The sequence below is a fragment of the Bifidobacterium sp. M0399 genome (assembly GCF_016100595.1).
Lineage (GTDB): Bacteria > Actinomycetota > Actinomycetes > Actinomycetales > Bifidobacteriaceae > Bombiscardovia > Bombiscardovia polysaccharolytica.
In genome coordinates this window covers 332,835-358,061 of sequence record NZ_JACFSD010000001.1, presented here as the reverse complement: position 1 = coordinate 358,061, position 25,227 = coordinate 332,835, and the positions used below count along the sequence as shown (strand labels likewise).

The following is a 25,227-nucleotide window of genomic DNA, read 5'->3' as shown; positions in this document are numbered from 1 at the left end:
TCCCGATTCAGCCCGATTGCCTCCAAGCTGGGTCGATACTGCGGCCGATCAGTGCTAGAACGATGGCGGCCAGGCTGCATGAGCGGTCGTCGTCCAGGGCTCCCTCAGCAAGACCGGACGCCAGGGATCCCCCACTCCACCAGTCGACATAGGCCGCGACCGCCAAGGGCTGGGACCGGAACCCCGGCGGAACCTTATCCGCCATAGCCTCAAGCATGGCCAGTCCAGCCTGACAACGTGGTTGGTCCGGCCGTGTCGCAGGATCCTTGAAGACCGCATCCAGAATGCTGCAGAGCGCCGTGACGTTGGATGGATCGTTGGGACGAACACACAGGTCCAGCAACCGATCCCTGTGCAGACCAGGCTCAGGCGCCAGGATGGACAGAATAAGCCCGTCGCGTATGGCCAGGGTCTCCTTGATGGCCACAGCCAGACGGTCAGCTGTATCGGAGTCCAAAGGCGGGTACGGCTGCTGCCCTTTCAAGCCGGCAGTCCAGTCCGTCAAGGGTTGCCGGAGCCATCGCCTGTCAGCATCTTCCACACCCCATCGTCGTCGGCCCTCTCGGTAGTTCTCAACAAGTTTTGTCATGCCTTCTTCGTGCATGTCACTCATACAGTCATCGCCTCCCATCCGCTCCCGGTCTGTGGTCCGGGGAGCCTTGGCACCATCCTGAACCAGTTGGAACCGTTGGGAGGGCCACAGCCGATCATGTGGTCAAGTGGGGTCATCCATCCACCATGTTCCTTGCAGCCATGGGCCGTGCAGCCCGCCCGCTGGGCAGATATGCAGATAGGCTCTAAGGCATGAAGAGCGTGACAGCAGCACGGGTCGAACAGCGTATGGAGGAACTGCTCCAGCGCCATTTCGACTACCTGACTGCTACAGGGCCCGGACCGGACCATCCCCTAGATGAGGACCCCTCCCAGGAGGCTTTGCAGGCGGTCATTCTCCAGGCAATCGAGGCTGGCCGAGGCGGCAAGCGGCTGCGTGCCCTGCTGCTCTGCGACGTCTGGAGGGCTCTGGAATCCGAGCAGAATCCAGACCGTGAACAGGCGGTAGTGGACCTTGCCTGTGCCCTGGAGGTCTACCAGACTAGCGCCCTGATCCACGACGACATCATTGATGGCTCCCCCCGTCGTCGGGGCCGCCCAGCCGCGCATCTGGCTCTGAGCCGGTCGGTTGCCGAAAACAATCCAAACGACCGGGCCCCCGCCCGACCTGATGCTCGCGGCACTGGCTTGGGCATCCTCCTTGGCGACCTGCTGGCATCGCTGAGCACGGCCCTGGCCCTCCAGGCGGCTGCCGACCTGCCTCAGGGGCCGGCCATCGGCAGGGTCTTCCAAGCTATACAGACAGCTGTGGTCACCGGACAAGTCCTGGACATGGGGATGGAAGAGGCTTCCTTGGACGATCCGGAACGTCTGCGCAGCCAGGCCATGCACACCATGGCATGGAAGACCGCCTCCTACACCACCATGGCCCCCCTGGCTCTGGGGTTGCTAGCTGCCGGAACGGACCTGGAAGAGCATAAAGTGTCAGTGCACGCCCTAGGACTGGATCTGGGACTGGCCTTCCAACTGTCGGACGATCTGCTGGATGTGGCAGGCGACGACCGACACACCGGCAAACCCGTGGGAGGCGATATTCGCGAGGGCAAGCGGACCGTCCTCCTGGCCGACACTCTGGCCATGGCCAATCCTGACCAGGCCAAGGAGGTTCGCCGTCTCTACGATTCCCCCTCCCAACGCCGCAAGGATACCCAGGTGAATATGGTCCGTGACCTGATGCAGTCCTGCGGGGCCGTAGAGGCCAGTCGTCGACGCATAGCCGACCTGTCCGTCCGAGCCCAGGCCCGAGCCCAGGCCCTGGCCGATGACCTGCACCTGTCTGCCAGGGGCCGAACCATCTTCCTGAAGGCCTGCCGACGCTTCCTGCCGCTTGCCACCACCGCCGGGTATCATGAACGTGTATCTTCCATTGATGCCGAGGCCGGTCAGGCCTCCGAGGTGCAGAGGGCCGGACAAGACGAGCATGAGTGAAGCGGACGAGAGGACAAGCGACCGGATCATAGACGGGCGCTACCGCATTCTACGCGAGATTGCGCAAGGTGGCATGGCCACGGTCTACGAGGCTCTGGATCTGCGGCTGTCCAGGCATGTGGCGGTCAAGATCATGCACACCATGCTGGCCCAGGGGCCGCACAGGGCCCAGTTCGAGGAGCGTTTCCGCCGGGAGGCCAGGTCTGCGGCCGCCATCGCCAACCCCCACATTGTCCAGGTTTACGATACCGGCGTCGACCAAGGTCTGGACTACCTGGTCATGGAGTATGTCCACGGAATAAGCCTGCGGAGGGACATGACCCGTCAGGGCGTCTATCCCCTGAAGGAGACCCTGCGCATCGTGGGCGAAATCCTGGACGGCCTGGCCTCCGCCCACCGAGCCGGCGTCATCCATCGCGACATCAAGCCAGAAAACATCCTCATCAACGACCGCGGCCATGTGGAGATCACCGACTTCGGCCTGGCCCGCGCCGCCGCTCAAGCCACTCTGTCCTCGACAGGCATGCTCATGGGCACGGCCGCCTACCTGGCACCCGAAACCATTGAGAACAATGATGCCTCCCCCCAGAGCGACCTCTACGCCGTGGGCATCATCGCCTACGAGATGTTGACCGGCACGGTCCCCTTCGCCAGTGACAATCCGGTAACCATCGTCTTCAAGCACGTCCACGAGGATGTCCCCTCCCTGGCCAGGGTCTGCCCGGGAATCGACCCATCCGTAGCCGCCCTGGTCTCCGGACTGACCGACCGCTCCCCTGAAAATCGCCCAGACAACGCAGGCAAGGCCCTGGAGAGCCTGAGAAAGGTGGTCAGGGGACTAGACCGGCAAGCCATGGACTACATGTTGCCTGCAACAGCCACAGCGGCCGTAGTAGACGCAGCAAGCGGAGAGCCCAAACTCACCATCGCCGGGACCCCTGGACACGACCCTGAGATGCCCGAATCGCTAACTCAAAGAGCTACGGCACCCAGTGACGATGCCGAAGATGCAGCCACACATACCATTGCTGCAGCAACCGACCCGGAGGGTTCAGACACGGTCCTGGCTGTGCCCGCCCCGCCCGAAACCGATGCGGACGCAGCGACCAGACGCTATCGGCTCAACGACGTGGACACTCCCTCCCAGGCCGAAACTACAACCGTTCTACAGCCTCAGGACCCGACGACTTCCCCCGCCGATGTGGCGGCTGTCCCGGCTTCTGTCCAGACCATGCAGCAAGGCGCTGAAGCAGCGAAACCCAAGCACCGGCATCGGGGCTTGATCATCGTGCTGGTGATTCTGCTGGTACTGGCCCTGGCTGGAGGCGGCGGAGGCGCCTGGTGGTATTACCTGGGTCCGGGCAGTTATTACGCACTGCCCAAACCGGATGACATCTCCTGCTCCGAGAATCAGGAGTGCAAGGTTATTGGCGCCGACTACGCCAAGTATACCCGCACGCTTAAGGTCGCAGGCATTAAGGTCTATACCGACTATGACTTCAGCGATCAAGTGCCCAAAGGGGCCATCATGGCTGCGGATCCCGATGCGGTCGGGGCCCATATCAGCAAACGTGGCGGTCGCCTCAACCTGACCGTCTCCAAAGGGGTTCGCCAGGCTACAGTGCCCAAGGACATCCTGATGCCAGACACCTCCAACGGCAAGGACCCCGTCCAAGCCCTGAAAGCGGCTGGGTTCGACAAGATCGTCCATGACTCATCCAAGGACCAGTACTCCATGGATATACCTGAAGGAGCGGCGATTTCAGTGGAGCCGGCCCCAGGGACCAAGACCCGGCACGATACCAAGGTCAGCCTGGTCCTGTCCAAGGGTCGGATGCCCGTGGCCATGCCCGACATCATCGGCAAGGCCAGGGACGATGCCAAGGCGGCCCTGGAAGCCCTTCGGCTCAAGGTCAACTACAGCGAGGACTGGTCAGACACGGTACCTCGCAACCAGGTGATTTCCGCCTCCCACCAGGCCCAGGAACAGCTTCACTGGGGCGATGCGGTCAACGTAGTGATCTCCAAGGGGCCGCAGTCCATCACCATGCCCGACGTGAAGGGCAAGAGCCAGGACGAGGCCACACAGATCCTGCAGGGATACGGACTCAAAGTCAACATCTCCGCACCGCTGGGCAACCTGACCCATACGGTGCGAATTCAGGATCCCAACCCCGGCACCCGAGTCAAGGTGGTCAATGATGACGGCTCACCAGCCGTCGTGACTCTGACTGTGGTCTGACTACGCTATTCCCTGCAGTCCGTCGTCAGCCCAGTTCTTCTTTGCTCTCATGCGCCTTGATGACCTGAGCATACACATCCACGTAGCGCTGCCCGCTCATCTCCTCGATCTCCTGCATAATCCTGTCGGTCAGGTTGCGGATCTCCTCGTGGGTGAGGCTGTTGACCGGCACATAGGGCACAGTAATGGGCTTGCCGAAGATGACCTTGGTCTTGCCGCGGTGTGGAAGCACATGGCCGGGTTCCTGAAGCTGCCGAGTACCGATGATAGCGGTGGGCACCACTGTCGTTCCAGTCTCGAAGGCAAGCCGCGCCGCCCCGGTGTGCCCGCGGTAGAGCCTGCCGTCAGGGCTTCGCGTACCCTCTGGATGGATGCCGAAGATATGTCCGTGTTCCAGGATGGAACGTGCGGTTTCCATGGCTCCCAGTGACTTGGAGCCGCCCGACCTATCGACGGGGAAGACTCCGACCGAGCTGAACCACCACTTCTTGAACTTGCCCTTTATTCCCTTGCCGTTGAAGTACTCGGCCTTGCCCATGAAGTGGATCATCCGCGGGCAGGTGATGGGTAGGAGGGCATCGTCGATGACGGCCAAATGATTGGAAGCGATGATGGCAGCCCCCTGCTTGGGAATGTTCCCCGTGCCTTCAACGGTCGGTTTGAACCAGGTACGCGCCAACGGACCGAGCAATTTGACGAAGAACCAGTACAGCACAGAGACTCCTTGGTAGCGAATGCGTGCGGCCGAGGTTACGATGGTTCTATGACCGAGCACAAGCATAACGACGCCGGGAATCAGTATAACAGCGAGGCGGGAACCGGGTCCTCACAGGGGAACGATGAGTGGATGGACTTCCTGAACTCGCACGCTGACGAACTAGGTTCCCTGGAATCGTCCAAGACGGCCAAGGAATTCGAAAAGAAAGCTCGGAAGTCCGAGAAGAAGGCAGCGCTGAGGGCCGAGGACTTGAAGCGCGATTCCTTCGTCGGCGGCTCCGGGCCACGCGATTTCCAGGGCAGGAGCTGGCTGGACACCGACGAGGTCATGGACCAGTCGTCGAACTTTGCGCCGCCTAACCCTGACCTGAGCGACCTTGGCAAAAGGCGGATGGCCTTCATCATCATGACGGTGCTGGGCCTGGTCTGCTTCTTCCTGACCATCCTGATCCCCCGCTGGTCCGGCTTGACCGGCCTGCTGGCGGGCTTGCTTCTGCTGATAGGCATCGCAGGATTGATCATTGACCGGAAGAACTTCCGCGATGCCTCAAGTGGCCTCTTCGATGATGACGAACGACACTACCGGCGATGAAGCTGTGAGCCGCCATATATAAGCCGCCAATACGTTCGGGCCTCGCTGGCAGAAACATCAGCCAGCGAGGCCCGAACAGTTGTGGCAACCGTGAACCTACACCAAGATCGGGCGACGTGCCCGTTCCTCTTGCTGGCAGCGGGTCTGCGCCTCCTGGGCTCCGTGAATCCAGGCGGCTAGCAGGTCGGCGGCCCTGCCCTGGTCCACAACCTCCGTAGCCAGTTGGTAGGCCTGAGCAAACCGGACACTCAGATCGGCTTCGGGATCAGCTTCGATCTGTGTGCCGTCAGCTACGATGGCCGACGCTGCATTGAGCAGGGCTGTTGAACGGGAGGGAATCGACTTTCCAGCCAGGAAGTCCCTGACGACACTGGCATTGAAAGCTGGATCGCCGCCGCGTAGGTCATCCAGATCGACCGGATCAATACCTAGCTCACGAGTCGGGTCGAAGGACCGCTCCTCCACCTTGCCCTGGTGTATCTCCCAAATGGAAACCGGGCCGGTCGGGGCCATCTCGTCAAGGCCTTCGACCGAGGTGTAGACCATGCCCTCCTGACCGCGTGAGGCGTAAACCTGGGCCATCATGGGGCTCAGCTGACGCTGGGCGCATCCAATGGCCACATAGCGCGGGTTAACCGGGTTGGTCAAGGGTCCCAGCAGGTTGAAGACGGTCGGAATGCCCAGCGACGAGCGGACAGGTCCTGCAAAGCGCATGGCAGGGTGGAAGGTCTTGGCAAAGACGAAGGTGATGCCGTAGCGGTCAGCCATGGCGGCCACCTCCTTGGGCGGCAGATCCAAGGGAAGACCCAGCTGTTCCAGACAGTCGGCGGTGCCGCTCTTGCTGGATGCGGCCCTGTTGCCGTGCTTGACGATCCTGACTCCTGCTGCTGCAGCCACGATGGCGCCCATGGTCGACAGGTTGACTGTTGCAGCCCCGTCGCCGCCAGTACCGACGATGTCGGTCACGTCGCCACTGACCTTCAGCGGCACCGCATGACCCACCATGGCCTTGGCAGCCCCTTCGACCTCCGGACTGGTCAGACCCAGAGTGGACTGCATGGACAGGGCGGCCCCCACCTGCACCGGGTCGGCATTTCCGTCCATCAGGTCGTTCATGCACCACTCGGCCTCATCCGCGCTCAGGTGTCGACCGGACACCAAGGAGTTCAGGACGGATTTCCAGCTAAGTGGCCGCATGATGACTCTTTTCCTTCGAAGAAGCGGGGCTGGATGCCCTGCTGTTTGCTCTAGGTTTACTGCCCTGCCCCTCCCTGACACAAGGACATCCCACATTTCGGTCACTTGTCTACCAATATATGGAAGCACCTAATCCAATATATGGAAACGGCCACCGCCCTAATGAGCGATGGCCGTCAAGTAGATCAGCAACCCTGCCTAGGCAGTCCGCTGCAGATTATGCATACGTGTCATTTCTTCTCGTTCTGGCCATGGCACATCTTGTACTTGCGTCCAGACCCGCAGGGGCAAGGAGCGTTTCGAGGCGTGCCTGGGAAGGTACGGCCATCGGCCCAGGGCGAGTGATCTTCTACGGCCTTAGGCCTCTTATTGGCGGGAACCTTGCCCTCGGCATGACTGATGGGCGCAGGTCCTACCGGAGCCGGAGCGCTAGCGTCATCAGTCTCGCTCGCTTCAGCGATATCCTCGGAAGAGTCTTTATCGGAATCCTCTTCCGAATCCTCCTGGACGCTACCAGCAGGAGCACCTTCGTCACGCTCCTCGGCAGTCTCTTCGATGTCAGTGGTCTCGTCCTCGGCATCAGGCTCTTCAGGCGCCTGATAGTTGACCGGCTCGGACTGGCCCTCCTCATTCTCCTTGCGCTCCTCGCGGGCCCGCCGCTCGTTCTCCTGGCTGGCCGCGATCTGCTTGAGGTCCACGTTGAAGAGCAGCTGTACAGTCTGCTCCTTAATGGCATCGATCATGGAGTTGTACATCTGGTAGCCCTCACGCTGGTACTCGACCAGAGGGTCACGCTGACCCATGCCGCGCAGGCCGATGCCGTCCTTCAAGTAGTCCATCTCGTAGAGATGCTCACGCCACTTGCTGTCCAGGACGGAGAGGACCACCTGGCGCTCCAGCTGCCTGGAGCTCTTCTCGCCCAGCTCATCCTCACGCTCCTGGTAGATGGAATCGGCATCCTCCACGACCTTGTCGGCCAAGGCTTTAACGGCCTTGTCACCCTTTAGATCCTCCAAGGAGTCCATGGTCTCATCCTGATCAAGACTGATCGGATACACGGAGGCCAGCGCCTTCCAGAGCCCGTCGGCATCCCAGTCCTTTGGCTTGTCCGAACCGTTCTGAGCCCCGCGGATGTATGAGGTCACGGTCTCTCGGATGAAGCGGAGGATGTCCTCATGAATGTCCTCACCCTTGAGCACGGCCTGACGCTCGCCATAGATGACCTGACGTTGCTTGTTCATCACGTCGTCGTACTTGAGCACGTTCTTGCGAATCTCGTAGTTGCGGGATTCAACGGACTTCTGTGCATTGCGCACACCTTTGGAGACACTTTTGGTGCCAATGGGTTGACCTTCGGGCAGACTCTTGGAGGACATCATTCGGGCCACCAGCTGGGTGTTGAACAGGCGCATCAGGTCATCCTCCAAGCTCAGATAGAACCTGGACTCACCGGGGTCACCTTGACGGCCGGAACGGCCGCGCAGCTGGTTGTCGATTCGACGGGACTCGTGCCGCTCGGTGCCCAGCACATAGAGGCCGCCCAGCTTGACGACCTCCTCATGCTCGTCCTTGACCTGCTCCTTAACGGAGTCCAGCATCTTGGGCCAGCGCTTCTCATACTCCTCTGGTGTGTCGTCTGGCGAGTAGCCCTGCTCCTTGAGCTTCTGATCGGCAAGGAACTCCACATTGCCGCCCAACATGATATCGGTGCCGCGTCCAGCCATGTTGGTGGCCACGGTCACGGCCCCCTTGCGCCCTGCGACTGCCACAACCGCAGCCTCACGCGCATGCTGCTTGGCGTTGAGGACCTGATGGTCGATGCCGGCCACGTCCAGCAGGGAGGAGACCACCTCGGAGGACTCCACGGATGCGGTGCCCAGCAGAATCGGCTGGCCCTTTGCATGCCGTTTGGCAACATCGCGGACGATGGCGGCCAGCTTCTCCTTCTTGGAGCGATAGATCAGATCGTCCTGATCCTTGCGGATCATGGGCTTGTTGGTGGGAATGGGCAACACACCCAGCTTGTAGGTATTCATGAACTCGGCGGCCTCGGTCTCTGCCGTGCCGGTCATGCCCGCCAGCTTGTCGTACATACGGAAGTAGTTCTGCAGGGTGATGGTGGCGAAGGTCTGGTTCTCGGCCTTGACCTCCACACCCTCTTTGGCCTCGATGGCCTGGTGGAGACCCTCGTTGTAGCGGCGTCCCTTGAGCAAACGGCCGGTGTGCTCGTCCACGATCAGGACTTCGCCGTTCTGGACGACATAGTCGCGGTCGCGCAGGAAGAGCTCCTTGGCCTTGATGGCGTTGTTCAGGTACCCGATCAGAGCGGTGTTAGCGGGCTCATAGAGGTTGTCGATGCCCAGGTAGTCCTCCACCTTGGTGATGCCGGGATCCAGGATGCCGACGACTTTCTTCTTCTCGTCGACCTCGTAGTCCTCATCCCTGGTGAGCTTGGGGACCAGCTTGGCGAACTGCCGATACCATCGGGTCACGTCGCCTTCGGCCGGGCCGGAAATAATCAGAGGAGTTCGTGCCTCGTCGATCAGGATGGAGTCCACCTCGTCCACGATGGCGAAGTGGTGTCCGCGCTGAACCAGCTCGTCCTTGTCCCAGGCCATGTTGTCGCGCAGGTAGTCGAAGCCGAATTCGTTGTTGGTGCCGTAGGTGATATCCGCTTGGTATTGCTTGCGGCGCTCGGCGGGGCGCTGGTCGGTGATGATGCAGCCCACGCTCATGCCCAGGAAGCGGAAGATGCGCCCCATAAGCTCGCTCTGGTAGGAGGCCAGGTAGTCGTTGACCGTAACCACATGCACGCCCTTGCCCTCCAGGGCATTCAGATAACTGGGCAAGGTAGCCACCAAGGTCTTGCCTTCTCCGGTCTTCATCTCGGCTATGTTGCCCCAGTGCAGGGCCGCTCCACCCATCAGCTGGACATCGAAATGCCGCTGGCCCAGGGTGCGCTTGGAAACCTCGCGTACCGTGGCGAAGGCTTCGGGCATTAGGGAATCGAGGGATTCGCCGTTCTCCAATCGCTGCTTGAACTTAGGCGTCTGCGCCTTGAGCTCCTCATCACTCATGGCCGAGATCTGATCCTCGAAGGCGTTCGTCGCCTTGGCCACCCCCTGAAGCTTGCGAATCTGACGACCCTCGCCCATACGGAGGACCTTGTCCAAGACTGCTACCACGTTGCGCTCCCTACCGTTTCTTTATGGCCTTCACACGCCCTCAGCTGGCGTAGGCCCAGACCTTGATTATCTTACGCGAATGCACCGATTTTCTCGAAACCGCTTGTTCCACAAACCCAGCTTCGGCCTTAGCAGCTGGACCAGGCATTGAAGAAGGGCCATTCTCCGGTGGTCAGACAACCTGCCGCCGGGGAATCGCCCCACAGTTCAATATCCGTTCTTCGGTTACTGCTTTCGGCCTACATGCTCAGGCGTATCGATCTCGAAGACGCCATAGCTCCATCCGTGCCGACGGTAAACCACCGATGGCCGCTTAGTCTCCTTGTTGACAAAGAGGAAGAAGTCGTGGCCGATCAGCTCCATCTCATATAGGGCCTCATCGATACTCATGGGCTCCGCGATGTGCAGCTTGCGACGAATGACGATAGGGGTGTCCCCCACCTGCACTTCGACTGACTGGCCCGGCGCCAGGTCCGAGGCCACGGCGCTCTGGGCGCTGTTGTCGGGATTGGACTCCTGGCCCTGCTCTCCCTGATCGCCTGCCTGATTATCCACGGGCAGATCGACGGGCAGGGGCGGATGCTCCAGTCCCCGGCGGTGATCCTTGCGGCGGTCGCGGACTCGCCGCAGACGCTGGGTCAGTTTGTCCAAAGCCATGTCCAGCGCGCTGAACTCGTCGGCGCTGGAGGCCTCGGCGCGAATCACGGTCTTGCCGGCCTGGACAGTGAGCTCCACCCTCTTGGCGCTGTCAGCCTGGCGGGGATTGCCTTCATGTGTCAGAACGACCTGGATGCGCTGGGCATCGGGGGCGATGGCCGTCACCCTGTTCATCTTGCTGTCCACAACATCGCGGAACCGCTGCTTGATTTGGGTATGTCGACCGGTAATGACGATCTCCATGGGAATCTCCTTGCACTCGTGAGCGGACGAACCGCTGGTGCGATGGCGGACTTGGTCACCATCGACTGTGCTTCCGATTGTATCCGAAGAGCAAGGCTGACTCACTGATTGAGCTTGAGGCCACAGCGGAATCATCACCACTGGTACGGTCGTTCAGTTCCGCTATGCTGTATCCCCGAGACCTCTCGGATGGCCGCGGCCCCTCCTCTTGGGAAGGGTTGAGGAACTTCCGGGCTCCATAGAGCACGATGGCGGATAACGTCCGCCCAGGGCGACCTGAGAGATAGCGCAACAGAGAACAGACCGCTCGTCCTGTAAAGACGGGTAAGGGTGAAACGGCGGTGTAAGAGACCACCGGGTCGACGGTAACGCCGACCGCATGGCAAGCCTCATCGGGAGCAAGGCCAAGCAGAAGGCATTCAGGGGTTGCTCGTCCCGCCTTCGGGTAGGCCGCTAGAGCCTGGCGGCAACGTCAGGTCGAGATGGATGGCCATCCGTCGTCCGGATTTCTATCCGGTCGATGACAGAACCCGGGGTATATGAGAGGTCTCATCTTCTCTTCTACTGTGTGGTGCTTTGGCAGCAATCAGCTCAATCAAGAGGGTCGTCAGAAGCGAAAAGGTCTGCTGCGACCTGGTTGAGGAGGTCGGGACTGTGGCCCTTGCGGGATCCAGCACTCCAGAATCGCCGTTTGCGTACCTTGAGATCGAGTCCGGCTGTCTTGCGGGCCACCTTGCGACCGAGCTCATAGGCTGAGTCGACGAAGAGTCCCTCACGAGAGGCCTGGGCCACCACCTGAGCAGCCAGTCCTGAATCCAGACCCTTGCGGGTCATCTCCGAGAGCACGCCCCGCTCCCCCAGTGTTCGATGCAGGCAGGAACGCAGAAGATCCTGGGCATAGGCCTGGTCATTCACAAGACCCAGTCTGGTCAACCGGTCGATCACCTGATTGATCACGTTCGTGTCGAACCCCTTGTCGGCCAGACGACGGGCCAGGGCTCCGCTTGAACGGGCCGCCGCATCCAGCAAAGTCAGGGCAGCCTCCCTGCAAACATCTGCGTCATCCGCATCTGCTCGTGGGACTGCAGGCGCGGAACCTCCGCCAAAGCCGCCAGCACGTGGGTGACGGCCACGACGGCGGGCCTTTCTGTCAAAACCCCGGCAAGAACGGTGCCCCCGGGAAGTATGGTGACCTGCCAGTGATTCGTCAGACATATCAGTATTGGCAGCACTGTCAATATCTTCCAGACTCCCTCCAAATCGAGCGCCATGCTCCAGCCCCAGGGCAGCGGCTTGCACTGGGCTGCTGTCTTCCTTGTAGCTGTCATTCTTCTGGCTAGCAAGGGGGCGAACATCCGCAGTGGGCAGGGAATTTACGGCATGCGGAAAGCCTGAGTCAGACCGCGAATCAGTAGCGAAATCTGGGACTGTTCCCATACCCGCCACACCTACTGAACCTGCCGAGCCAGGCGCACCTGCGGAGTCTGCTTGGAACCGGTCCGGTCGAGAATCCCGCGGCTCTGTGCTGGAGTCGGCAGAATCCTCGGCCTGAACCAGTCGGACAGGATTTTCCTTGAGGAAGTCCTCAGCCGAGATCATCGGGTCATGCAGCCTGGGCAGTAGGCACAGTGCCGTTGACGTCGACAGGAGCTGAGTCGTCTTCCTTGCTGCCTTGGTCGGCATCAGCCTGATCGTCGTTGTTATCCTCGGGGGGAGCAGGGATAAGGCCGAAGGCAACCTTGACCTTATCCTCAATCTCCTCAGTCAGGCCAGGGTTGTCCTTGAGGAACTGACGGACGTTCTCCCTGCCCTGACCAAGCTGATCGCCCTCATAAGTGAACCAGGACCCCGACTTCTTGACAATATTGGTCTGCAAGGCCATATCCAGAACCGAACCCTCCTTGGAGATGCCCTCTCCGTAGAGGATGTCGAATTCGGCCACCTTGAAAGGCGGAGCCATCTTGTTCTTGACCACCTTGACCTTGGTGCGGTTGCCCACCGCCTCGTCGCCGTTCTTCAGAGTCTGGATACGGCGGATGTCCAGGCGGACCGAGGCATAGAACTTCAGGGCCTTGCCGCCAGTGGTAGTCTCCGGGCTGCCGAAGAAGACGCCGATCTTCTCCCTGAGCTGGTTGATGAAAATGGCCGTAGTGTTGGCCTGAGACAGGGCGCCGGTCATCTTGCGCAGGGCCTGGCTCATCAGCCTGGCCTGCAAACCCACATGGCTGTCGCCCATGTCGCCCTCAATCTCGGCCTTGGGCACCAGGGCGGCTACCGAGTCAATGACGATAACGTCCAAGGCGCCCGAACGAATCAACATGTCGGCAATCTCCAGCGCCTGCTCGCCGTTGTCTGGCTGGGAGACGATCAAAGAGTCCGTGTCCACACCCAGCTTCTTGGCGTACTCGGGATCCAAAGCGTGCTCGGCATCGATGAAGGCAGCCACTCCACCGCCAGCCTGCGCATTGGCCACCGCATGCAGGGCCAGGGTGGTCTTGCCCGAGGACTCAGGACCGTAGATCTCGACGATGCGGCCGCGGGGCAGTCCACCGATGCCCAGGGCCATGTCCAAAGCCAGGGACCCTGTGGGGATGACCTCCACGTCCTGGGCAGGCTTATCACCCAGGCGCATGGCCGAACCCTTGCCGAAGCTCTTTTCCACCTGCGCGAGGGCCGTGTTCAAGGCTGCCTGGCGACGGGGGTCGATCCCGCTCTCCTCTTCCTTCTTCGCCTTGCCACTGTTGCTCTGACGTGCCATATGGCTCTCCTTCTTCGTAACCGACCTCACGATGACGACATCCTGATTGACAACCTCACGATTGACAGCCTATCCGTCGTCGGAACCCGTCTGCAGTCCCGGCGCCCGATGTGGTCGAACGTGCCGATGGTCACCGGACCATGGGTATCAGTATACCCGACCATGCGAACAAATGTTCGAAAATCGCCTGGGGCAGGAAATAAATTCGCGGAGGATAAAACCCGCTGATCAGGCTGCCGGCAAGGGCGGCGCATTGTGGTCCTTCCCCCAGCGGCGGGAGTCTGGGATCTCCATCTGATCGCAGAGCACGTTCCAAACTACGCGCGGCTCCACGCCTGCATCCAGGGCCTCTATAACGGTCATGGCATCCAAGGCGGTCAGCCTTTGGTCGCGGGCCAGACTGCGTCCGTAGACCCGGCCAAAGACCTCCTCCAGCAGTTGCCAGAATTCCCGTTCACGCACCCGACATCACCTTTCGTCCAAGGCCCACCTTGTCACACCCCTTCTACGGTAGCAACCGACAGTCAGCAGAAGAGGGCGCCTGGTTCATAAGAACCGGACGCCCTCAAGAACGGTCCGCCGGATCAACCAGCCGGATCGGACGTGCTTACTCCTGAGTGGACTCCAGATAGTCCGCCACCATCCGCAGTGTCTGAGGCACACCCAGGCCCAGCGCGTCGGCGATGGAGCTCAACAGTTCAGAGCTGGCCTCCTTCTGGCCACGTTCCACCTCGGACAGGTAGCCCAGAGAGACGCCTGCCTTCTCGCTGACCTCACGCAGGGTCTTGTGATCATTAGTTCTCAGCTCGCGCAGCACGTGGCCCAGGGCCTCGCGCAGAGAGACGGTGTGGGTGACGGCACGGCCGTCGTTGGCGGAGGCTGCCCGCTGACGGCTGGCCTCCATGCCGTCCTCCTCCATCCACATCTTGTTCAGGTTGGCCTGGCGCTCCTCCTTGGCCTTCTTAGCGGCCTTGGCACGAATCACCTGCTGCTGGGCGAAGACAACGGCACGACGCTGGGCGGGTGTCAGATCACGAACCCGCGCATTACGCTCCACTCCGGGTGCGGCTGGCTTGACATCATAGGTATTGTTGGTTCGAGTCATCACGGTCTCGGTGCTGGCCATAGCAGCCCCTTTCGCCATTATCGCGTTCAACTTCTTACGCAATGACCAACAGACGAGCACATAGATTATTCCAGGGGAGGAACCCGGAAGGCCCATTTTGTGACCAACGTCACGTATGTGAAAGACCAGAGCCAGGAGGGATGGCTCAATACAGCTAGCCTCTTTCCCTAGGCCTGCCAGCTACAGCAAATACTGCAGGCGCAAGACCCGGCGTCGGCTTGCAGAAGCTGTAAAAGCAACTTACCACATCATGCCCTCAGCCCCGCGAATGCAGGGCCCGATCCAGCTGGTCCAGAATCCTCATGACCGTGCCCCTGCGCACCTGCTCCCGGTCGCCATCCAAGTGCAACTCATAAGCATAGGTCCGGTAGGCATGGGACTGAAGGCCAGTCTCCATACGGCCACCCATCACCCGGACTGGTAAGGCCAGACCGATGTAGACCAGTCCGGCAGGATCATCCCCATCAGGACCCGGACCAGCTACACCTGTAGTGGCCATACCGATGACCGTGTCCTCGTGCCCTGGCCGGGTGTAGAGCCTGGCCGTTCCCTCGGCCATCTCCTGGGCAACGCGTGGATGAACTGCGCCTTGGGTGGCCAGCAGGTCCTGATCCACCTTTAGGATGGCAGCCTTGGCGGCGATGTCGTAAGTGACGGCTGACCCAAGGAAGACGTCTGATGCACCGGGGATCCTGACGAAAGCATCGGCCAGCAGCCCCCCGGTCAGCGATTCGGCAGCGGCCAGCAACAGGCCCGAATCACGGCAGGTGTCGATAATCCTTCCAGCCAGGTCATCGCAGCGGCCCTGCATGCTCTTGCCAATCATCGCCGCATCCCTATCACGTATTCCGCTCCCGAATAGAGGCAGAGGGCCAGGGCCACCAGAATTACCACGCGGGTGGTCACCAGGTACCAGGGCCAGACCGGCGACAGGGGCACCATGAGCATGCCCAGACCGATGCATTCAAACAAGGTCTTGTATTTGCCAGCCTGGGAAGCGGCGATGACCCGTCCCTGCCTATTGATGACCAGGACCCGCAGCAGGGTAATGCCCAGCTCCCGCACCAGGAAGAGCAGGGTGACCCACCACCAGAGTTCGCCGAAGACGGATGCCACAACTAGCGCCGAGCAGATCAGCAACTTGTCGGCGATGGGATCCATGAGCTTACCCAGCTCGGTCACCTGGTTGTACCGGCGGGCCAGCCACCCGTCCAGCTTGTCGGTCGAGGCGGCGAGGATGAAGAGCACTGCTGCGGTCCACCGCATACCAGGCCTGCGCTCCCCCCAGGGACCGGCCATCAGATCCAGGGCGATGAAGACCAGGACCAGGAGGATACGGGTGTAGGTGACCAGATTTGGGGGTGAATTCCATCCTTCGAGAAGCCTGCGCCTCTCACGACCGGTCTCTGACTCGGCATGCTCCTGCATTGCCACTCCTTATACGCGATACTGGTGCGCTCGGGCCGTCCAACAATACTTGCCGGGCGGCAGTTTCATCATAACGGTAGACCAGGCCTAGCTTTTTGGACCAATGTTCAGCCCTGCGCTTGCTCATCCGGGGCGGGATCCATGGAGGTGGCGTCACCGCGGATGAAGGCCAGAGCCTGCTGCAGCTGCGGCGGCTGAATGAGCACCTCGCGGGCCTTGGAACCCTCCGATGGCCCTACGATTCCCCTCGACTCCAGCAGGTCCATCAGCCTCCCTGCCCTGGCGAAGCCCACACGCAGCTTGCGCTGGAGCATGGAGGTGGATCCGAACTGTGTCGTCACCACCAGCTCGGCCGCCTGGAGCAGTTCGTCCATGTCGTCGCCGATCTCCTCCTGGATCTCATTCTTGTGGTCGGCCTTATCGGCCATCTGCTCAATGTCCTCGCGGTAGTGGGGCTTGCGCTGGGTGCGCACATAATCCACCGCCTTGCGAATCTCGGACTCAGAAACCCAGGCTCCCTGGACACGGGTGGGCTTGGCCTGGCCCATGGGCAAGAAGAGGGCATCGCCCTGGCCGATCAGGGTTTCAGCGCCAGTGGCATCCAGAATGACTCGGGAATCCGTGGAGGAAGATGTGGCGAAAGCTAGCCTGGAGGGAATGTTGGCCTTGATCAGGCCGGTGACCACATCCACTGAAGGCCGCTGGGTGGCCAGGACCAGGTGGACGCCGGCGGCACGCGCCAGCTGGGTGATCCGCTGAATGGAGCTTTCCACGTCGTTCTTGGCCACCATCATCAGATCAGCCATCTCGTCGACGACCACGACCAGGTAGGGATAAGGGGCTACTTTGCGATTGGAACCAGCCGGGGCGTGGACCTTGCCCTCGCGCACGGCCTTGTTGAAGTCCTTGATGTGCCGGAATCCGAAGAACTGCAGGTCGTCGTAGCGGGCATCCATCTCCTTGACCACCCACTCCAGGGCCTGGGCGGCCTTCTTGGGCTCGGTGATGATGGGCGTGAGCAGGTGGGGAATGCCGGCGTAGGCGCTCAGCTCCACGCGCTTGGGGTCCACCATAATCAGGCGGACCTGCTCCGGCGTGGCCCGCATGATCAGCGAAACCAGCATGGAGTTGATGAAGCTTGACTTGCCCGAACCCGTAGCACCGGCCACCAGCAGGTGAGGCATCTTGGTCAAGTCGGCGGTCACATAGTGGCCCTCCACGTCCTTGCCCACGGCGGTCATCATGGGGTTGTCGTCCTGCTGGGCCTTGTCGGAGCGCAGCACATCACCAAGGTGGACGATCTCGCGGTCCACGTTGGGAATTTCGATGCCGATGGCCGACTTGCCAGGAATAGGCGAGAGGATGCGCACGTCCGAGCTGGCCACCGCGTAAGCGATGTTGCGCTGAAGGTTGGTGACCTTCTCCACCTTGACGCCCGGGCCCAACTCCACCTCGTACTGGGTGACCGAGGGACCGCGCAGGAAGCCCACCACCTTGGCGTCCACGTCGAACTGCTGGAAGGTTGATTGCAGGGCCTTGATGACCGCATCGTTGGCCGAAGTCCTGACCGCGTGTGGCTTGCCCTTGACCAGGAGGTCCGTGCTGGGCAGCACGTAGGGTCGACTCTCGTCCACCTGGCGGTCATCGGAGGAACTCGACACGCCGACAGCCTGGGCTCCTGCACCCTGGGCTCCGGCCGGCTGATTCCCCGCTCCCGGAGCAGGCTGGGCATCCATCTGCACAGTGTCGGCTGCGGCAGCGGCAGCGGCCCAGGGGTCCGAGGCCCCCACGCCGGACAAGGCAGCCGGATCCACCTTGGGATGCCCTTGCTCCCTGGCATCCAAGAGGGCGGCGGTGGCCGGTGCCTCCACCGCGGGCATGTTCTGCGTGGACACCTGGTCAGATTCAGCATCCTGCGCCGACTGATCACCCTGGTCAGCCCCCTCCAGCGAGGCCGCCTGGGAGAAAGGCTCGTCAGCCTCGTAACGCTCCAGATGGGTGTCCGTGTCCTTGCCGATACGGCCATGCAGCAGTCGATCGAACCAACCGGCCACCCCACCCTTGCGGGAATCCTGGTCATCCTCCTGATCCGACTCCTGGTGAGTGGGCACGCCAGACGCTAGTGGCAGGGTGTCGTCCCCCAGCCTGACCTCGTTGGGAGCGGTCTGAGCCGAAGCCGGGCTGGAGGCACGGGTCCTCTTCCCGCGCAGCCAGGCCATGAGGTCGCTCATATGGAATCTAAAGGTGATGAAGAGGCCGAAAATGGCCACGAGGACGAAGATGATGACGGCGAAGACCTTGGAAAGCCCCCAGGCCAGGGGCGAACCCAGGAAGAACCCCAGAAGGCCGCCTGAGTCGCTTATGGCCTTCATGTCGAAGCCGCGATAATCCGAGGCCATGAGCACGTCCAGAATGGAACAGACCGACCAGAGCACCACCATGAGGCCTCCCACCACAGGCAGGTTGCCGGCCTCGCGCCCGGTGTAGCAGACCAAACGGAAGGCCGCGAAAAGCAGGACCACCGGCAGGATGATGCTGCAGAGTCCCAGAACGCCCGCAGCCAGAGCATGCAGTCCCCGTCCCAGGAAGCCATTCACGCGGAACCATTCGCTGGCACAGAAGAGCACAGCCAGAATGACCAGCACGAAGCAGAGCCCATCCTTGCGGTAGGCAGAGTTGTCGCCGTTCTTGCCGGCCACGGCACGCACCAGGGATCCCAAGCCCCGGGGCAGGGCCAGCAAGGCCTTGTGCCAGAAGGGTTCAGGATCTTGGCTGTCCTTGGATGCGGTCCGGCCGCGACCGCTTGCGTCTGCTCGCTGCTTACGTGTCATAACCCTTTCAGCCTACCTAGAACCCCGGTCCGCATCGGGCCTGCCGGGTCAGTGTGCACAACTCTTTCAGACGGGGGACCGCCAGGGCTAGCATCGTTGGCATGACACCAGCCGAACGTCAGAGCGCCGTGGCCTTCGCCCTGCGCAACCTGCTTCTGGATGACCGTCAACCCAGTTCTTCGGCCCTACAGGCGGCCAGCGACTTTATGGCGGGCAGGAAGCAGGCCGAAGCGCTGGTCGACCAGGCCCGGCGCTTGGAGGCCAAGGTGAACGCCAAGGCGGATGCCCTCTTTCTGCGGACCATCCTGGTCTGTCAGCGGCCTTGGGCGACTGAGGGCGACCTTCAAGAGCTGCGAGCCATCCACCGCCGGCTGCTGCCCAGCCTGCCGGAAGAGCGAGCGCTGCGCCGACCTCAACCAGACGACAACGCCAGCCTGTATCCAGCGACCATGCTGGAGCAGGGAGCCGCTGCCATCGGCCAGGAGCTGGCCGCCGAACGCAATCTGGCCAGCCTGGACCGTCCGGTCTTCGTGGAGCGCCTGGGCCACTACTACGACGAGCTCTCCTACCTGCATCCCTTCGCCGACTGCGACGGCATGACCCTGCGCATCTTCCTCTCGCGCCTGTCCCACGATGCCGGCTGGGACCTGGACTGGGGACGGGCCGATCCGACCGCCCACCGCCGGGCCATCCAGCGAGCGCTCCGGGGCAACACCGACGACCTGCAGACCCTGATTGCAGGCATGGTTCGCCCGGTCAACCCAACCAGAATATTTCTGATAGCCGGATGGGACCAGGGCCCAGCCCACTGAGCCGACAGCCTCAGCCTGCCAGCCGCTCGTTGCCGCTGCGCTTGGCGGCCTCGATAATCTGGGCACTCTGATTGATCAGTTCCGTCGCCCCGGCCTGGTCGTGGTCGCGCACGTGCCCCCAGTATTGTATTTTGAGCTCCACATACCGCTTCCGTGCGCGCAAATCGGCCATCCGCTGATCTAGCCGCCGCTCCTGCTCGGCCAGGAGCTCGATCTGCCGTCCGGCGGCCTCGGCTCCCGCCGCGCGGTTGCCCAGATACTCCCGCATGTGCTCCAGGGACATACCGGTGGCGCTCAGGCAGGAAATGGTTTCCAGCAGATCCAGATCCTCCTGGCTATAGCAGCGGTGGCCGCTCGAGGGATCCCTGGCGATGGGCGGAATGATGCCGATGGTCTCGTAATAGCGCAGGGTGGTCTCCGGCATCCCCGACATGAGCGAGGCCTGGCGGATGGTGTACCAGGGCCCTGATTCATGGTCGGGCTGGGTTTGGACGGTCTGGGTTTCAGCCTGGGGCTGCGTGATGGTGGTCATACCCGTCCAGCCTAGGAACTTCAAGTACTTGAAGTCAAAGCGCGCCCAGATGGTGTCTGGTCACCCTCCCCTGGTCCGATTGGTCGGCTTGGGCGTCCGCCTGGTCGAAGCAGCCTTGGTCGGCCTGGTCCACCAGGTCCAGGGCCTGCTGGGCCAGGTCCGGGGCCAGGGCATTCAGCCAGTGGATGCGCGGATCGCGGCCGAACCAGCCCATCTGCTTGCGGGCCAGGCGCTTGGTCTTCTGCGCTATCAGCTCGAAGGCGGCATCCAGGTCAGTGCGGCCGTCCAAATAGTCCAGAATCTGCTGATAGCCCAGGGCGCGTGAGGCCGTGGCCCCCAGACGGTTCCGAAGCTCGCCCACCTCATCGACCAGCCCCTGGTCGCGCATGGCCTGGGTGCGCTGGTCGATTCTGCGATCCAGCTCCTCCCGGGGCAGGTCCAGCCCCAGCTGCAGGGCGGGCAAGAGGTAGCGGTACCGGGGAAGGCTGGCCGAATAGGGCCGTCCGGTGATCTCCATGACCTCCAGAGCCCGCACAGTCCTCCGTACATTCCTAGGGTCCATCCGGGCCGCAGCCTCCGGGTCCCGGTCCTGCAGCTCGCGGAAGAGCAGACCGGGGCCCTCCTCCTGGGCCCGCTCCTCCAGCCTGGCCCTGACCGCCGGATCGGTGCCGGGGAAGGACAGATCGTCGATGACAGCCCGGGTATAGAGCCCGGATCCGCCCACCAAGATTGGCCTGATTCCCTGCGCCCGCAGGTCAGCTATCAGGGACCGGGCCATGGTCTGGAAGCGGGCCACGCTCATGGCCTCCTCCGGCTCGATGATGTCGATCAGGTGGTGGACCACCGCCTGCCGCTCCTGGGCCGAAGGTTTGGCCGTGCCCACATCCATTCCCCGGTACATCTGGTAAGCATCGGCATTGACGATCTGAGCCTCCTGCCCGCACTTTTGGAGAGCTTGTGCCAGGGCCACGCCCAGGGCGGTTTTGCCCGAGGCCGTGGGACCCACGATAGAGACGATACGTGGCCCCTCCCCGGCAAGCTGCTCCGTTTCAGCGGATGTCATAAACCTGACCTGCCTGCGGATCCGGATCAGCAATCAGATAGTGGGGTCCGGCCTGGGTGACGGTGCAGGTCACGAGGTCCCCGGGCTTTGGCGCAGGCATCCCCTTGGGCACGCCGACGTGGACCAGCACGCCGGTGCGCTCATGCCCGGTCACCCGATGGGTGCTACCGTCATGCCGGCCGTGCCCGTCGCCGATCAGTACCTCCACCTGCCTGCCCAGGAAGGCCTGCATGTGCTCCATGGTGATGGACTCCTGCAGGGCCTGCAACCGCTCGAACCTATCCTGGACCACGGCCTTGGGCAACTGGGGCATGCGCGCGGCCGGCGTGCCCGGACGGGGCGAATACTCAAAGATGTAGGCCGATGAGAAGCGCGCCCGGCGCACCACATCCATGGTGGCCTGGAAGTCCTCCTCGGTCTCTCCGGGGAAACCTACGATGATGTCGGTGGTGATCAGGGCATCGGGCATAGCGGCCCGCACCTTGTCAAGTATGTCCAGAAAACGCTGGGACCGGTAGGAGCGCCGCATGGCCCGCAGAATCCGGTCGGAGCCCGACTGCAGGGGCATGTGCAGCTGGTGCATGACCGTGGGCGTCTCGGCCATAGCCGCGATCACATCGTCGGTGAAGGCCGCAGGGTGGGGCGAGGTGAAGCGGATCCGTTCCAGCCCGGGCACCCGGCCGCAGGCGCGCAGGAGCCGGGCGAAGGCGTAGCGGTCCCCGGTGGACCAGCCATAGGAGTTGACGTTCTGCCCCAGCAGGGTCACCTGGCGGGCCCCGGAACGGACGCAATCCTTAACCTCCTGGAGGATGTCGTCCATGGACCGGTCCCGCTCCCGTCCGCGCACCGAGGGCACGATGCAGAAGGTGCAGGTGTTGTTGCAGCCGACCGATATGGACACCCAGGCCTGCGAGCGCGAGGCCCTGACCGCCGGCAGCCGCCCAGGCAGATCCCGCAGCTCCTGCGAAACACCGACCTGGGGCCGCCCGTCCTTGCGGGCCTTGTCCAGCAGGCCGGGCAGCGAGCCGATATCCCTGGTGCCGAAGACCGCATCCACCCAGGGCGCCGCCTTTATGATCCGCTCCCGGTCCTTCTGGGCCATGCAGCCGCCCACGGCGATGCGCGTGTCGGGCTTGTGCTGCTTGAACCTGTGCCAGCGTCCGATGGTCCCGTACATGCGCTGGGTGGCGTTGTCGCGCACGGCGCAGGTGTTGAGTACCATCACGTCCACCTCGCGCGCGCGAACCTGCTCGGGCGTAGCCTGCTGGTAGCCCTGGTCCCGGAGCACCCCAGCGATCCGCTCGGAATCGTGCTCGTTCATCTGGCAGCCCAGGGTCCGTACATAGTAGACGCCCCTGCTGTCCTTACGCTGAGCGGTCACGCTCATGCCCTCGCCTGCTTCCATAAGCCATGATTGTATGCGCAGGTCGGGTCCCGCGGCCATCGGGGCCTGTGCGTACCATGAGTCATGGTTACGAACGGCGGCATGGGAGGTTCATGTGATACTTGACCGTAACAGTGCCATGAGCGCATCCGAAATGAAGCAGCGACTGTCAGACTTGGACGAAAAGGACCGTCCCAAGCTGGACATCGACGAGATAACGGAATTCGTCAATCTCATGCAGACCTACGAGGGGGCCATGTACGAGATTTCGACCAAGCTGGACGTGCTGGACACCGAGTTCCAGGTCCGGTTCAGTCACAACCCCATCCACCACATGGAGCGTCGGCTCAAGAGCGTGGACTCCCTGATCGGCAAGCTGCACCGCAAGAACCTGCCCGTCACCATCCCCTCGGTTCGCGATCACATCTTCGACGTGGCCGGCGTGCGCGTCATCTGCAACTACCGGGACGACGTCTACTCGGTCTCCCGCTACCTCTCCGACCAGTCGGACATCCAGGTGTTGAGGGTCAAGGACTACATCCGCAACCCCAAGATGAACGGCTACCGCAGCCTGCACGTCATCTACGCCGTGCCGGTCTTCCTGACCTCTGGCCCCCATTACACGCCGGTCGAGGTGCAGTTCCGCACCATCGCCATGGACTATTGGGCTTCCCTGGAGCACCAGCTGCGCTACAAATCCGACCTGCCCGACGCCCGCCTGGCTGAGCACTCGCAGACCCTGCTGGACTGCGCCCGCTCCCTACAGAACATCGAGGTGCAGATGCAGTCCATCCACCGAGACATCTCGGGTTCGCCCCAGGAGCAGGAGTCCGACGACGAAGCCATCAGTGGCAGTAACGATTAGCTGAATCCTCACAAATCCTTTACCATAGGAACTAGGCCAGGTGGAAGGGTTGGGGCTTCTGCCGGGTCCCGGGAGGAGGCCCCGCCTTCAAGGTCGGGTCTCCTCCTGTACCACTATCCGTCAGAAGTCGAAGTTGTCGGGATCCGCGCCTGTGCGCTCGTCCCTGTTCATGGCGGTGATGGCCTTCATATCCTCATCGCTCAGCACGAAGTCGAAGACCTGCGCGTTCTGCTCAATCCGCTCCTTGTGGGTGGACTTGGGGATGACGATGACCCCACGCTGCAGGTGCCAGCGCAGCACGATCTGCGCCGGGGAGCGGTCATAGCGCTCGGCCATGGCCTTGAGCCTGGGGTCGGCCAGCAGGTTGCCGCCGGTGCCTCCCAATGGGCTGTAGGCCTCCACATCCACTCGTAGGGTGCCATGGCAGTAGTCGATCAGGTCGCCGTTGACGAACTGGGGCGAGGACTCGATCTGGTCGACCGCCGGCTTGGTGCCGCTGATGGTGTGCAGTTCGTCAAGGTGGTGTTTTTGAAAATTGCAGACCCCTATGGCCCGCACCCGCCGCTGGGTGTAGAGCTCCTCCATGTCCTCCCAGGCCTGCTGCCAGCCCTTGGCGGGCCAGTGGATCAGGTAGAGGTCCAGGTAGTCTACACCCAGCCGGTCCAGGCTCTCTTTGAAAGCCTCCTTGGTTCGTCCCGCACGGATGTCGTCATTCCAAAGCTTGGTGGTCAGAAAGACATCCCGCCGGTCAACTCCAGAGCGGCGCAGACCCTCCCCCACTGACTGCTCGTTGCCGTAGATCATGGCGGTGTCGATGTGGCGATAGCCCGCCTGCAGGGCCCAGGTGACGGCCTGGCTGGTGGCCTCGCCGTCGGGTGTCTGGAAGACCCCAAGCCCCAGCTGGGGAATGCTGACCCCATTGTTGAGGGTGATGGCGGTATCGGTGACGTTTCCTGTCATATAGGCATACTCCTTGTCGGCCAATCGAAGGCCGTGACATGTTGTCTGTTCATTCTATCTGTCAGGCAAGATGGGAGGAGTTGTTGCTTGAGGCCTGCCGCCATGCATTTGCATCTCGTGTGTTGTCTGGTGGCTGGGCGGTAAGGTGAAAAGCGGGGGATATCGAGGAGACGACTGGCTTGTGCACTGCTCCTGCGTTTTGATGTAGGACTGGCACTGTCAGGGAGAACTTTAATAGATAAGCGGCGTTGATACCGCTTGGTGTTTGGTGAAGGGGTTTTGGTTTCATGCATCTGGTTTCCTGCCTGCGTCGCATTACGGCGATTATGACCGACCTGCTAGGCCTATTGGCAGGCTTGGGTGTCGCATCCGCCCAAGCGGACGCTCCTGTACTCACCAGGGGGGGGGGGTCGTCAGACCCCTCGCGTAGCTGAGCAAACCCCCGGCACTCTCCCCAGCAACGCAACAAACACCCCACTACCCTCGCCATCACCAATACAAACCACCTCGCCATTAAGCCCTGAAACAGTAAGCCCAAGCAACACTGTTACGACAATCCCAACAGGTTCGAATGGTCCGTCATCGTCGACAGACA

The 25,227-nt window shown here is 62.0% G+C and carries 21 protein-coding genes, 1 other RNA gene and 2 pseudogenes; 6 read left to right on the top strand and 18 right to left on the bottom strand.

The window, feature by feature from the left end; genetic code table 11:
* Positions 1–7 precede the first annotated feature (7 nt).
* Positions 8–589, bottom strand: a complete 582-nt coding sequence (locus H3V09_RS01260) for a DUF4192 family protein (protein WP_176694641.1) — start codon at positions 587–589, stop codon at positions 8–10.
* 224 nt (positions 590–813) lie between these two features.
* Here H3V09_RS01260 and H3V09_RS01255 point away from each other — a divergent pair, with 224 nt between their 5' ends.
* Positions 814–2,040 carry a polyprenyl synthetase family protein gene (locus tag H3V09_RS01255; RefSeq protein WP_176694640.1) on the top strand — a complete coding sequence of 409 codons (1,227 nt, stop codon included), beginning with the start codon at positions 814–816 and terminating at the stop codon, positions 2,038–2,040.
* The gene (locus H3V09_RS01250) at positions 2,033–4,282 is read left to right on the top strand and encodes a protein kinase domain-containing protein (protein WP_046322785.1); all 2,250 of its coding nucleotides are present in this window, start codon (positions 2,033–2,035) and stop codon (positions 4,280–4,282) included. Before H3V09_RS01255 ends, H3V09_RS01250 begins: the two co-directional genes overlap by 8 nt.
* 25 nt (positions 4,283–4,307) lie before the next feature.
* On the opposite strand, the gene H3V09_RS01245 is transcribed toward H3V09_RS01250, so the two are convergent.
* Positions 4,308–4,997, bottom strand: a complete 690-nt coding sequence (locus tag H3V09_RS01245) for a lysophospholipid acyltransferase family protein (protein WP_046322784.1) — start codon at positions 4,995–4,997, stop codon at positions 4,308–4,310.
* A 48-nt stretch (positions 4,998–5,045) separates the two neighbouring features.
* Here H3V09_RS01245 and H3V09_RS01240 point away from each other — a divergent pair, with 48 nt between their 5' ends.
* The gene (locus H3V09_RS01240; protein ID WP_198190677.1) at positions 5,046–5,591 is read left to right on the top strand and encodes a hypothetical protein; all 546 of its coding nucleotides are present in this window, start codon (positions 5,046–5,048) and stop codon (positions 5,589–5,591) included.
* A 96-nt stretch (positions 5,592–5,687) separates the two neighbouring features.
* Here H3V09_RS01240 and trpD read toward each other — a convergent pair whose 3' ends face one another.
* From trpD to hpf, 4 genes and pseudogenes are all read right to left on the bottom strand, one after another.
* The gene (trpD, locus tag H3V09_RS01235; protein ID WP_110425116.1) at positions 5,688–6,788 is read right to left on the bottom strand and encodes an anthranilate phosphoribosyltransferase; all 1,101 of its coding nucleotides are present in this window, start codon (positions 6,786–6,788) and stop codon (positions 5,688–5,690) included.
* A gap of 230 nt (positions 6,789–7,018) precedes the next feature.
* Positions 7,019–7,204: pseudogene (locus H3V09_RS09140) on the bottom strand (SEC-C metal-binding domain-containing protein); the annotation flags it as partial.
* A gap of 260 nt (positions 7,205–7,464) precedes the next feature.
* Positions 7,465–9,973, bottom strand: a pseudogene (gene secA, locus H3V09_RS01230) (preprotein translocase subunit SecA); the annotation flags it as partial.
* 225 nt (positions 9,974–10,198) lie between these two features.
* Positions 10,199–10,873, bottom strand: coding sequence for a ribosome hibernation-promoting factor, HPF/YfiA family (hpf, locus tag H3V09_RS01225; RefSeq protein WP_110425114.1), 675 nt, complete (start codon positions 10,871–10,873; stop codon positions 10,199–10,201).
* Positions 10,874–11,050: 177 nt separating this feature from the next.
* Between hpf and rnpB the strand changes: the two genes are divergently transcribed.
* Positions 11,051–11,428: RNase P RNA component class A (gene rnpB, locus H3V09_RS01220), an RNA gene on the top strand.
* A gap of 36 nt (positions 11,429–11,464) precedes the next feature.
* Here rnpB and H3V09_RS01215 read toward each other — a convergent pair.
* The 8 genes from H3V09_RS01215 to H3V09_RS01180 form a co-directional block, all read right to left on the bottom strand.
* A complete protein-coding gene (locus H3V09_RS01215) occupies positions 11,465–11,902 on the bottom strand; it encodes a regulatory protein RecX (RefSeq protein ID WP_046322778.1) in 438 nt (145 codons plus the stop codon).
* Positions 11,903–11,904: 2 nt separating this feature from the next.
* Positions 11,905–12,201, bottom strand: a complete 297-nt coding sequence (locus tag H3V09_RS01210) for a hypothetical protein (protein WP_198190675.1) — start codon at positions 12,199–12,201, stop codon at positions 11,905–11,907.
* 275 nt (positions 12,202–12,476) lie between these two features.
* Complete coding sequence (recA, locus tag H3V09_RS01205; RefSeq protein ID WP_198190674.1) at positions 12,477–13,631, bottom strand: recombinase RecA; 1,155 nt, start codon at positions 13,629–13,631, stop codon at positions 12,477–12,479.
* A gap of 228 nt (positions 13,632–13,859) precedes the next feature.
* Entirely contained in the window at positions 13,860–14,093 is a 234-nt protein-coding gene (locus tag H3V09_RS01200; RefSeq protein ID WP_024627845.1) for a DUF3046 domain-containing protein, read from the bottom strand.
* Positions 14,094–14,238: 145 nt separating this feature from the next.
* Complete coding sequence (locus tag H3V09_RS01195; RefSeq protein WP_110425112.1) at positions 14,239–14,757, bottom strand: helix-turn-helix domain-containing protein; 519 nt, start codon at positions 14,755–14,757, stop codon at positions 14,239–14,241.
* 256 nt (positions 14,758–15,013) lie between these two features.
* Positions 15,014–15,568 (bottom strand): CinA family protein, encoded by a 555-nt coding sequence (locus tag H3V09_RS01190; protein ID WP_046323724.1) that lies wholly within the window; start codon positions 15,566–15,568, stop codon positions 15,014–15,016.
* 11 nt (positions 15,569–15,579) lie between these two features.
* Positions 15,580–16,185, bottom strand: a complete 606-nt coding sequence (gene pgsA / locus H3V09_RS01185) for a CDP-diacylglycerol--glycerol-3-phosphate 3-phosphatidyltransferase (RefSeq protein WP_046322772.1) — start codon at positions 16,183–16,185, stop codon at positions 15,580–15,582.
* A 107-nt stretch (positions 16,186–16,292) separates the two neighbouring features.
* A complete protein-coding gene (locus tag H3V09_RS01180; RefSeq protein WP_198190673.1) occupies positions 16,293–19,016 on the bottom strand; it encodes an FtsK/SpoIIIE family DNA translocase in 2,724 nt (907 codons plus the stop codon).
* Between the two features lie 101 nt (positions 19,017–19,117).
* On the opposite strand from H3V09_RS01180, the gene H3V09_RS01175 reads away from it, so the two are divergent.
* Positions 19,118–19,828, top strand: a complete 711-nt coding sequence (locus H3V09_RS01175) for a Fic family protein (RefSeq protein WP_198190672.1) — start codon at positions 19,118–19,120, stop codon at positions 19,826–19,828.
* A 10-nt stretch (positions 19,829–19,838) separates the two neighbouring features.
* On the opposite strand, the gene H3V09_RS01170 is transcribed toward H3V09_RS01175, so the two are convergent.
* The 3 genes from H3V09_RS01170 to miaB are packed head-to-tail and all read right to left on the bottom strand — an operon-like array spanning position 19,839 to position 22,810.
* Positions 19,839–20,360: a MerR family transcriptional regulator gene (locus H3V09_RS01170; RefSeq protein ID WP_198190671.1), complete on the bottom strand. Its 522-nt coding sequence runs from the start codon at positions 20,358–20,360 to the stop codon at positions 19,839–19,841.
* 34 nt (positions 20,361–20,394) lie between these two features.
* Positions 20,395–21,423, bottom strand: a complete 1,029-nt coding sequence (miaA, locus tag H3V09_RS01165) for a tRNA (adenosine(37)-N6)-dimethylallyltransferase MiaA (protein ID WP_198190670.1) — start codon at positions 21,421–21,423, stop codon at positions 20,395–20,397.
* Entirely contained in the window at positions 21,410–22,810 is a 1,401-nt protein-coding gene (gene miaB, locus H3V09_RS01160; protein WP_232342043.1) for a tRNA (N6-isopentenyl adenosine(37)-C2)-methylthiotransferase MiaB, read from the bottom strand. Before miaB ends, miaA begins: the two co-directional genes overlap by 14 nt.
* A gap of 151 nt (positions 22,811–22,961) precedes the next feature.
* Between miaB and H3V09_RS01155 the strand changes: the two genes are divergently transcribed.
* Positions 22,962–23,672, top strand: a complete 711-nt coding sequence (locus H3V09_RS01155) for a GTP pyrophosphokinase (protein WP_232339392.1) — start codon at positions 22,962–22,964, stop codon at positions 23,670–23,672.
* Between the two features lie 120 nt (positions 23,673–23,792).
* Here the strand turns inward: H3V09_RS01155 and H3V09_RS01150 are convergent, their stop codons facing one another.
* Complete coding sequence (locus tag H3V09_RS01150; protein WP_198190668.1) at positions 23,793–24,632, bottom strand: aldo/keto reductase; 840 nt, start codon at positions 24,630–24,632, stop codon at positions 23,793–23,795.
* Between the last annotated feature and the right edge of the window lie 595 nt (positions 24,633–25,227).

What these genes read in the sequence shown, in the direction of transcription:
- H3V09_RS01170 (WP_198190671.1), bottom strand. Translation starts at nt 20,360, where the DNA reads ATGACCACCATCACGCAGCCCCAGGCTGAAACCCAGACCGTCCAAACC.
- H3V09_RS01190 (WP_046323724.1), bottom strand. Translation starts at nt 15,568, where the DNA reads ATGCAGGGCCGCTGCGATGACCTGGCTGGAAGGATTATCGACACCTGC.
- H3V09_RS01210 (WP_198190675.1), bottom strand. Translation starts at nt 12,201, where the DNA reads ATGACAGCTACAAGGAAGACAGCAGCCCAGTGCAAGCCGCTGCCCTGG.
- H3V09_RS01175 (WP_198190672.1), top strand. Translation starts at nt 19,118, where the DNA reads ATGACACCAGCCGAACGTCAGAGCGCCGTGGCCTTCGCCCTGCGCAAC.
- hpf (WP_110425114.1), bottom strand. Translation starts at nt 10,873, where the DNA reads ATGGAGATCGTCATTACCGGTCGACATACCCAAATCAAGCAGCGGTTC.
- H3V09_RS01150 (WP_198190668.1), bottom strand. Translation starts at nt 24,632, where the DNA reads ATGACAGGAAACGTCACCGATACCGCCATCACCCTCAACAATGGGGTC.
- trpD (WP_110425116.1), bottom strand. Translation starts at nt 6,788, where the DNA reads ATGCGGCCACTTAGCTGGAAATCCGTCCTGAACTCCTTGGTGTCCGGT.
- recA (WP_198190674.1), bottom strand. Translation starts at nt 13,631, where the DNA reads ATGGCACGTCAGAGCAACAGTGGCAAGGCGAAGAAGGAAGAGGAGAGC.
- miaA (WP_198190670.1), bottom strand. Translation starts at nt 21,423, where the DNA reads ATGACATCCGCTGAAACGGAGCAGCTTGCCGGGGAGGGGCCACGTATC.
- H3V09_RS01260 (WP_176694641.1), bottom strand. Translation starts at nt 589, where the DNA reads ATGACAAAACTTGTTGAGAACTACCGAGAGGGCCGACGACGATGGGGT.
- H3V09_RS01180 (WP_198190673.1), bottom strand. Translation starts at nt 19,016, where the DNA reads ATGACACGTAAGCAGCGAGCAGACGCAAGCGGTCGCGGCCGGACCGCA.
- H3V09_RS01195 (WP_110425112.1), bottom strand. Translation starts at nt 14,757, where the DNA reads ATGGCCAGCACCGAGACCGTGATGACTCGAACCAACAATACCTATGAT.
- H3V09_RS01250 (WP_046322785.1), top strand. Translation starts at nt 2,033, where the DNA reads ATGAGTGAAGCGGACGAGAGGACAAGCGACCGGATCATAGACGGGCGC.
- H3V09_RS01155 (WP_232339392.1), top strand. Translation starts at nt 22,962, where the DNA reads ATGAAGCAGCGACTGTCAGACTTGGACGAAAAGGACCGTCCCAAGCTG.
- miaB (WP_232342043.1), bottom strand. Translation starts at nt 22,810, where the DNA reads ATGAGCGTGACCGCTCAGCGTAAGGACAGCAGGGGCGTCTACTATGTA.
- H3V09_RS01240 (WP_198190677.1), top strand. Translation starts at nt 5,046, where the DNA reads ATGACCGAGCACAAGCATAACGACGCCGGGAATCAGTATAACAGCGAG.
- pgsA (WP_046322772.1), bottom strand. Translation starts at nt 16,185, where the DNA reads ATGCAGGAGCATGCCGAGTCAGAGACCGGTCGTGAGAGGCGCAGGCTT.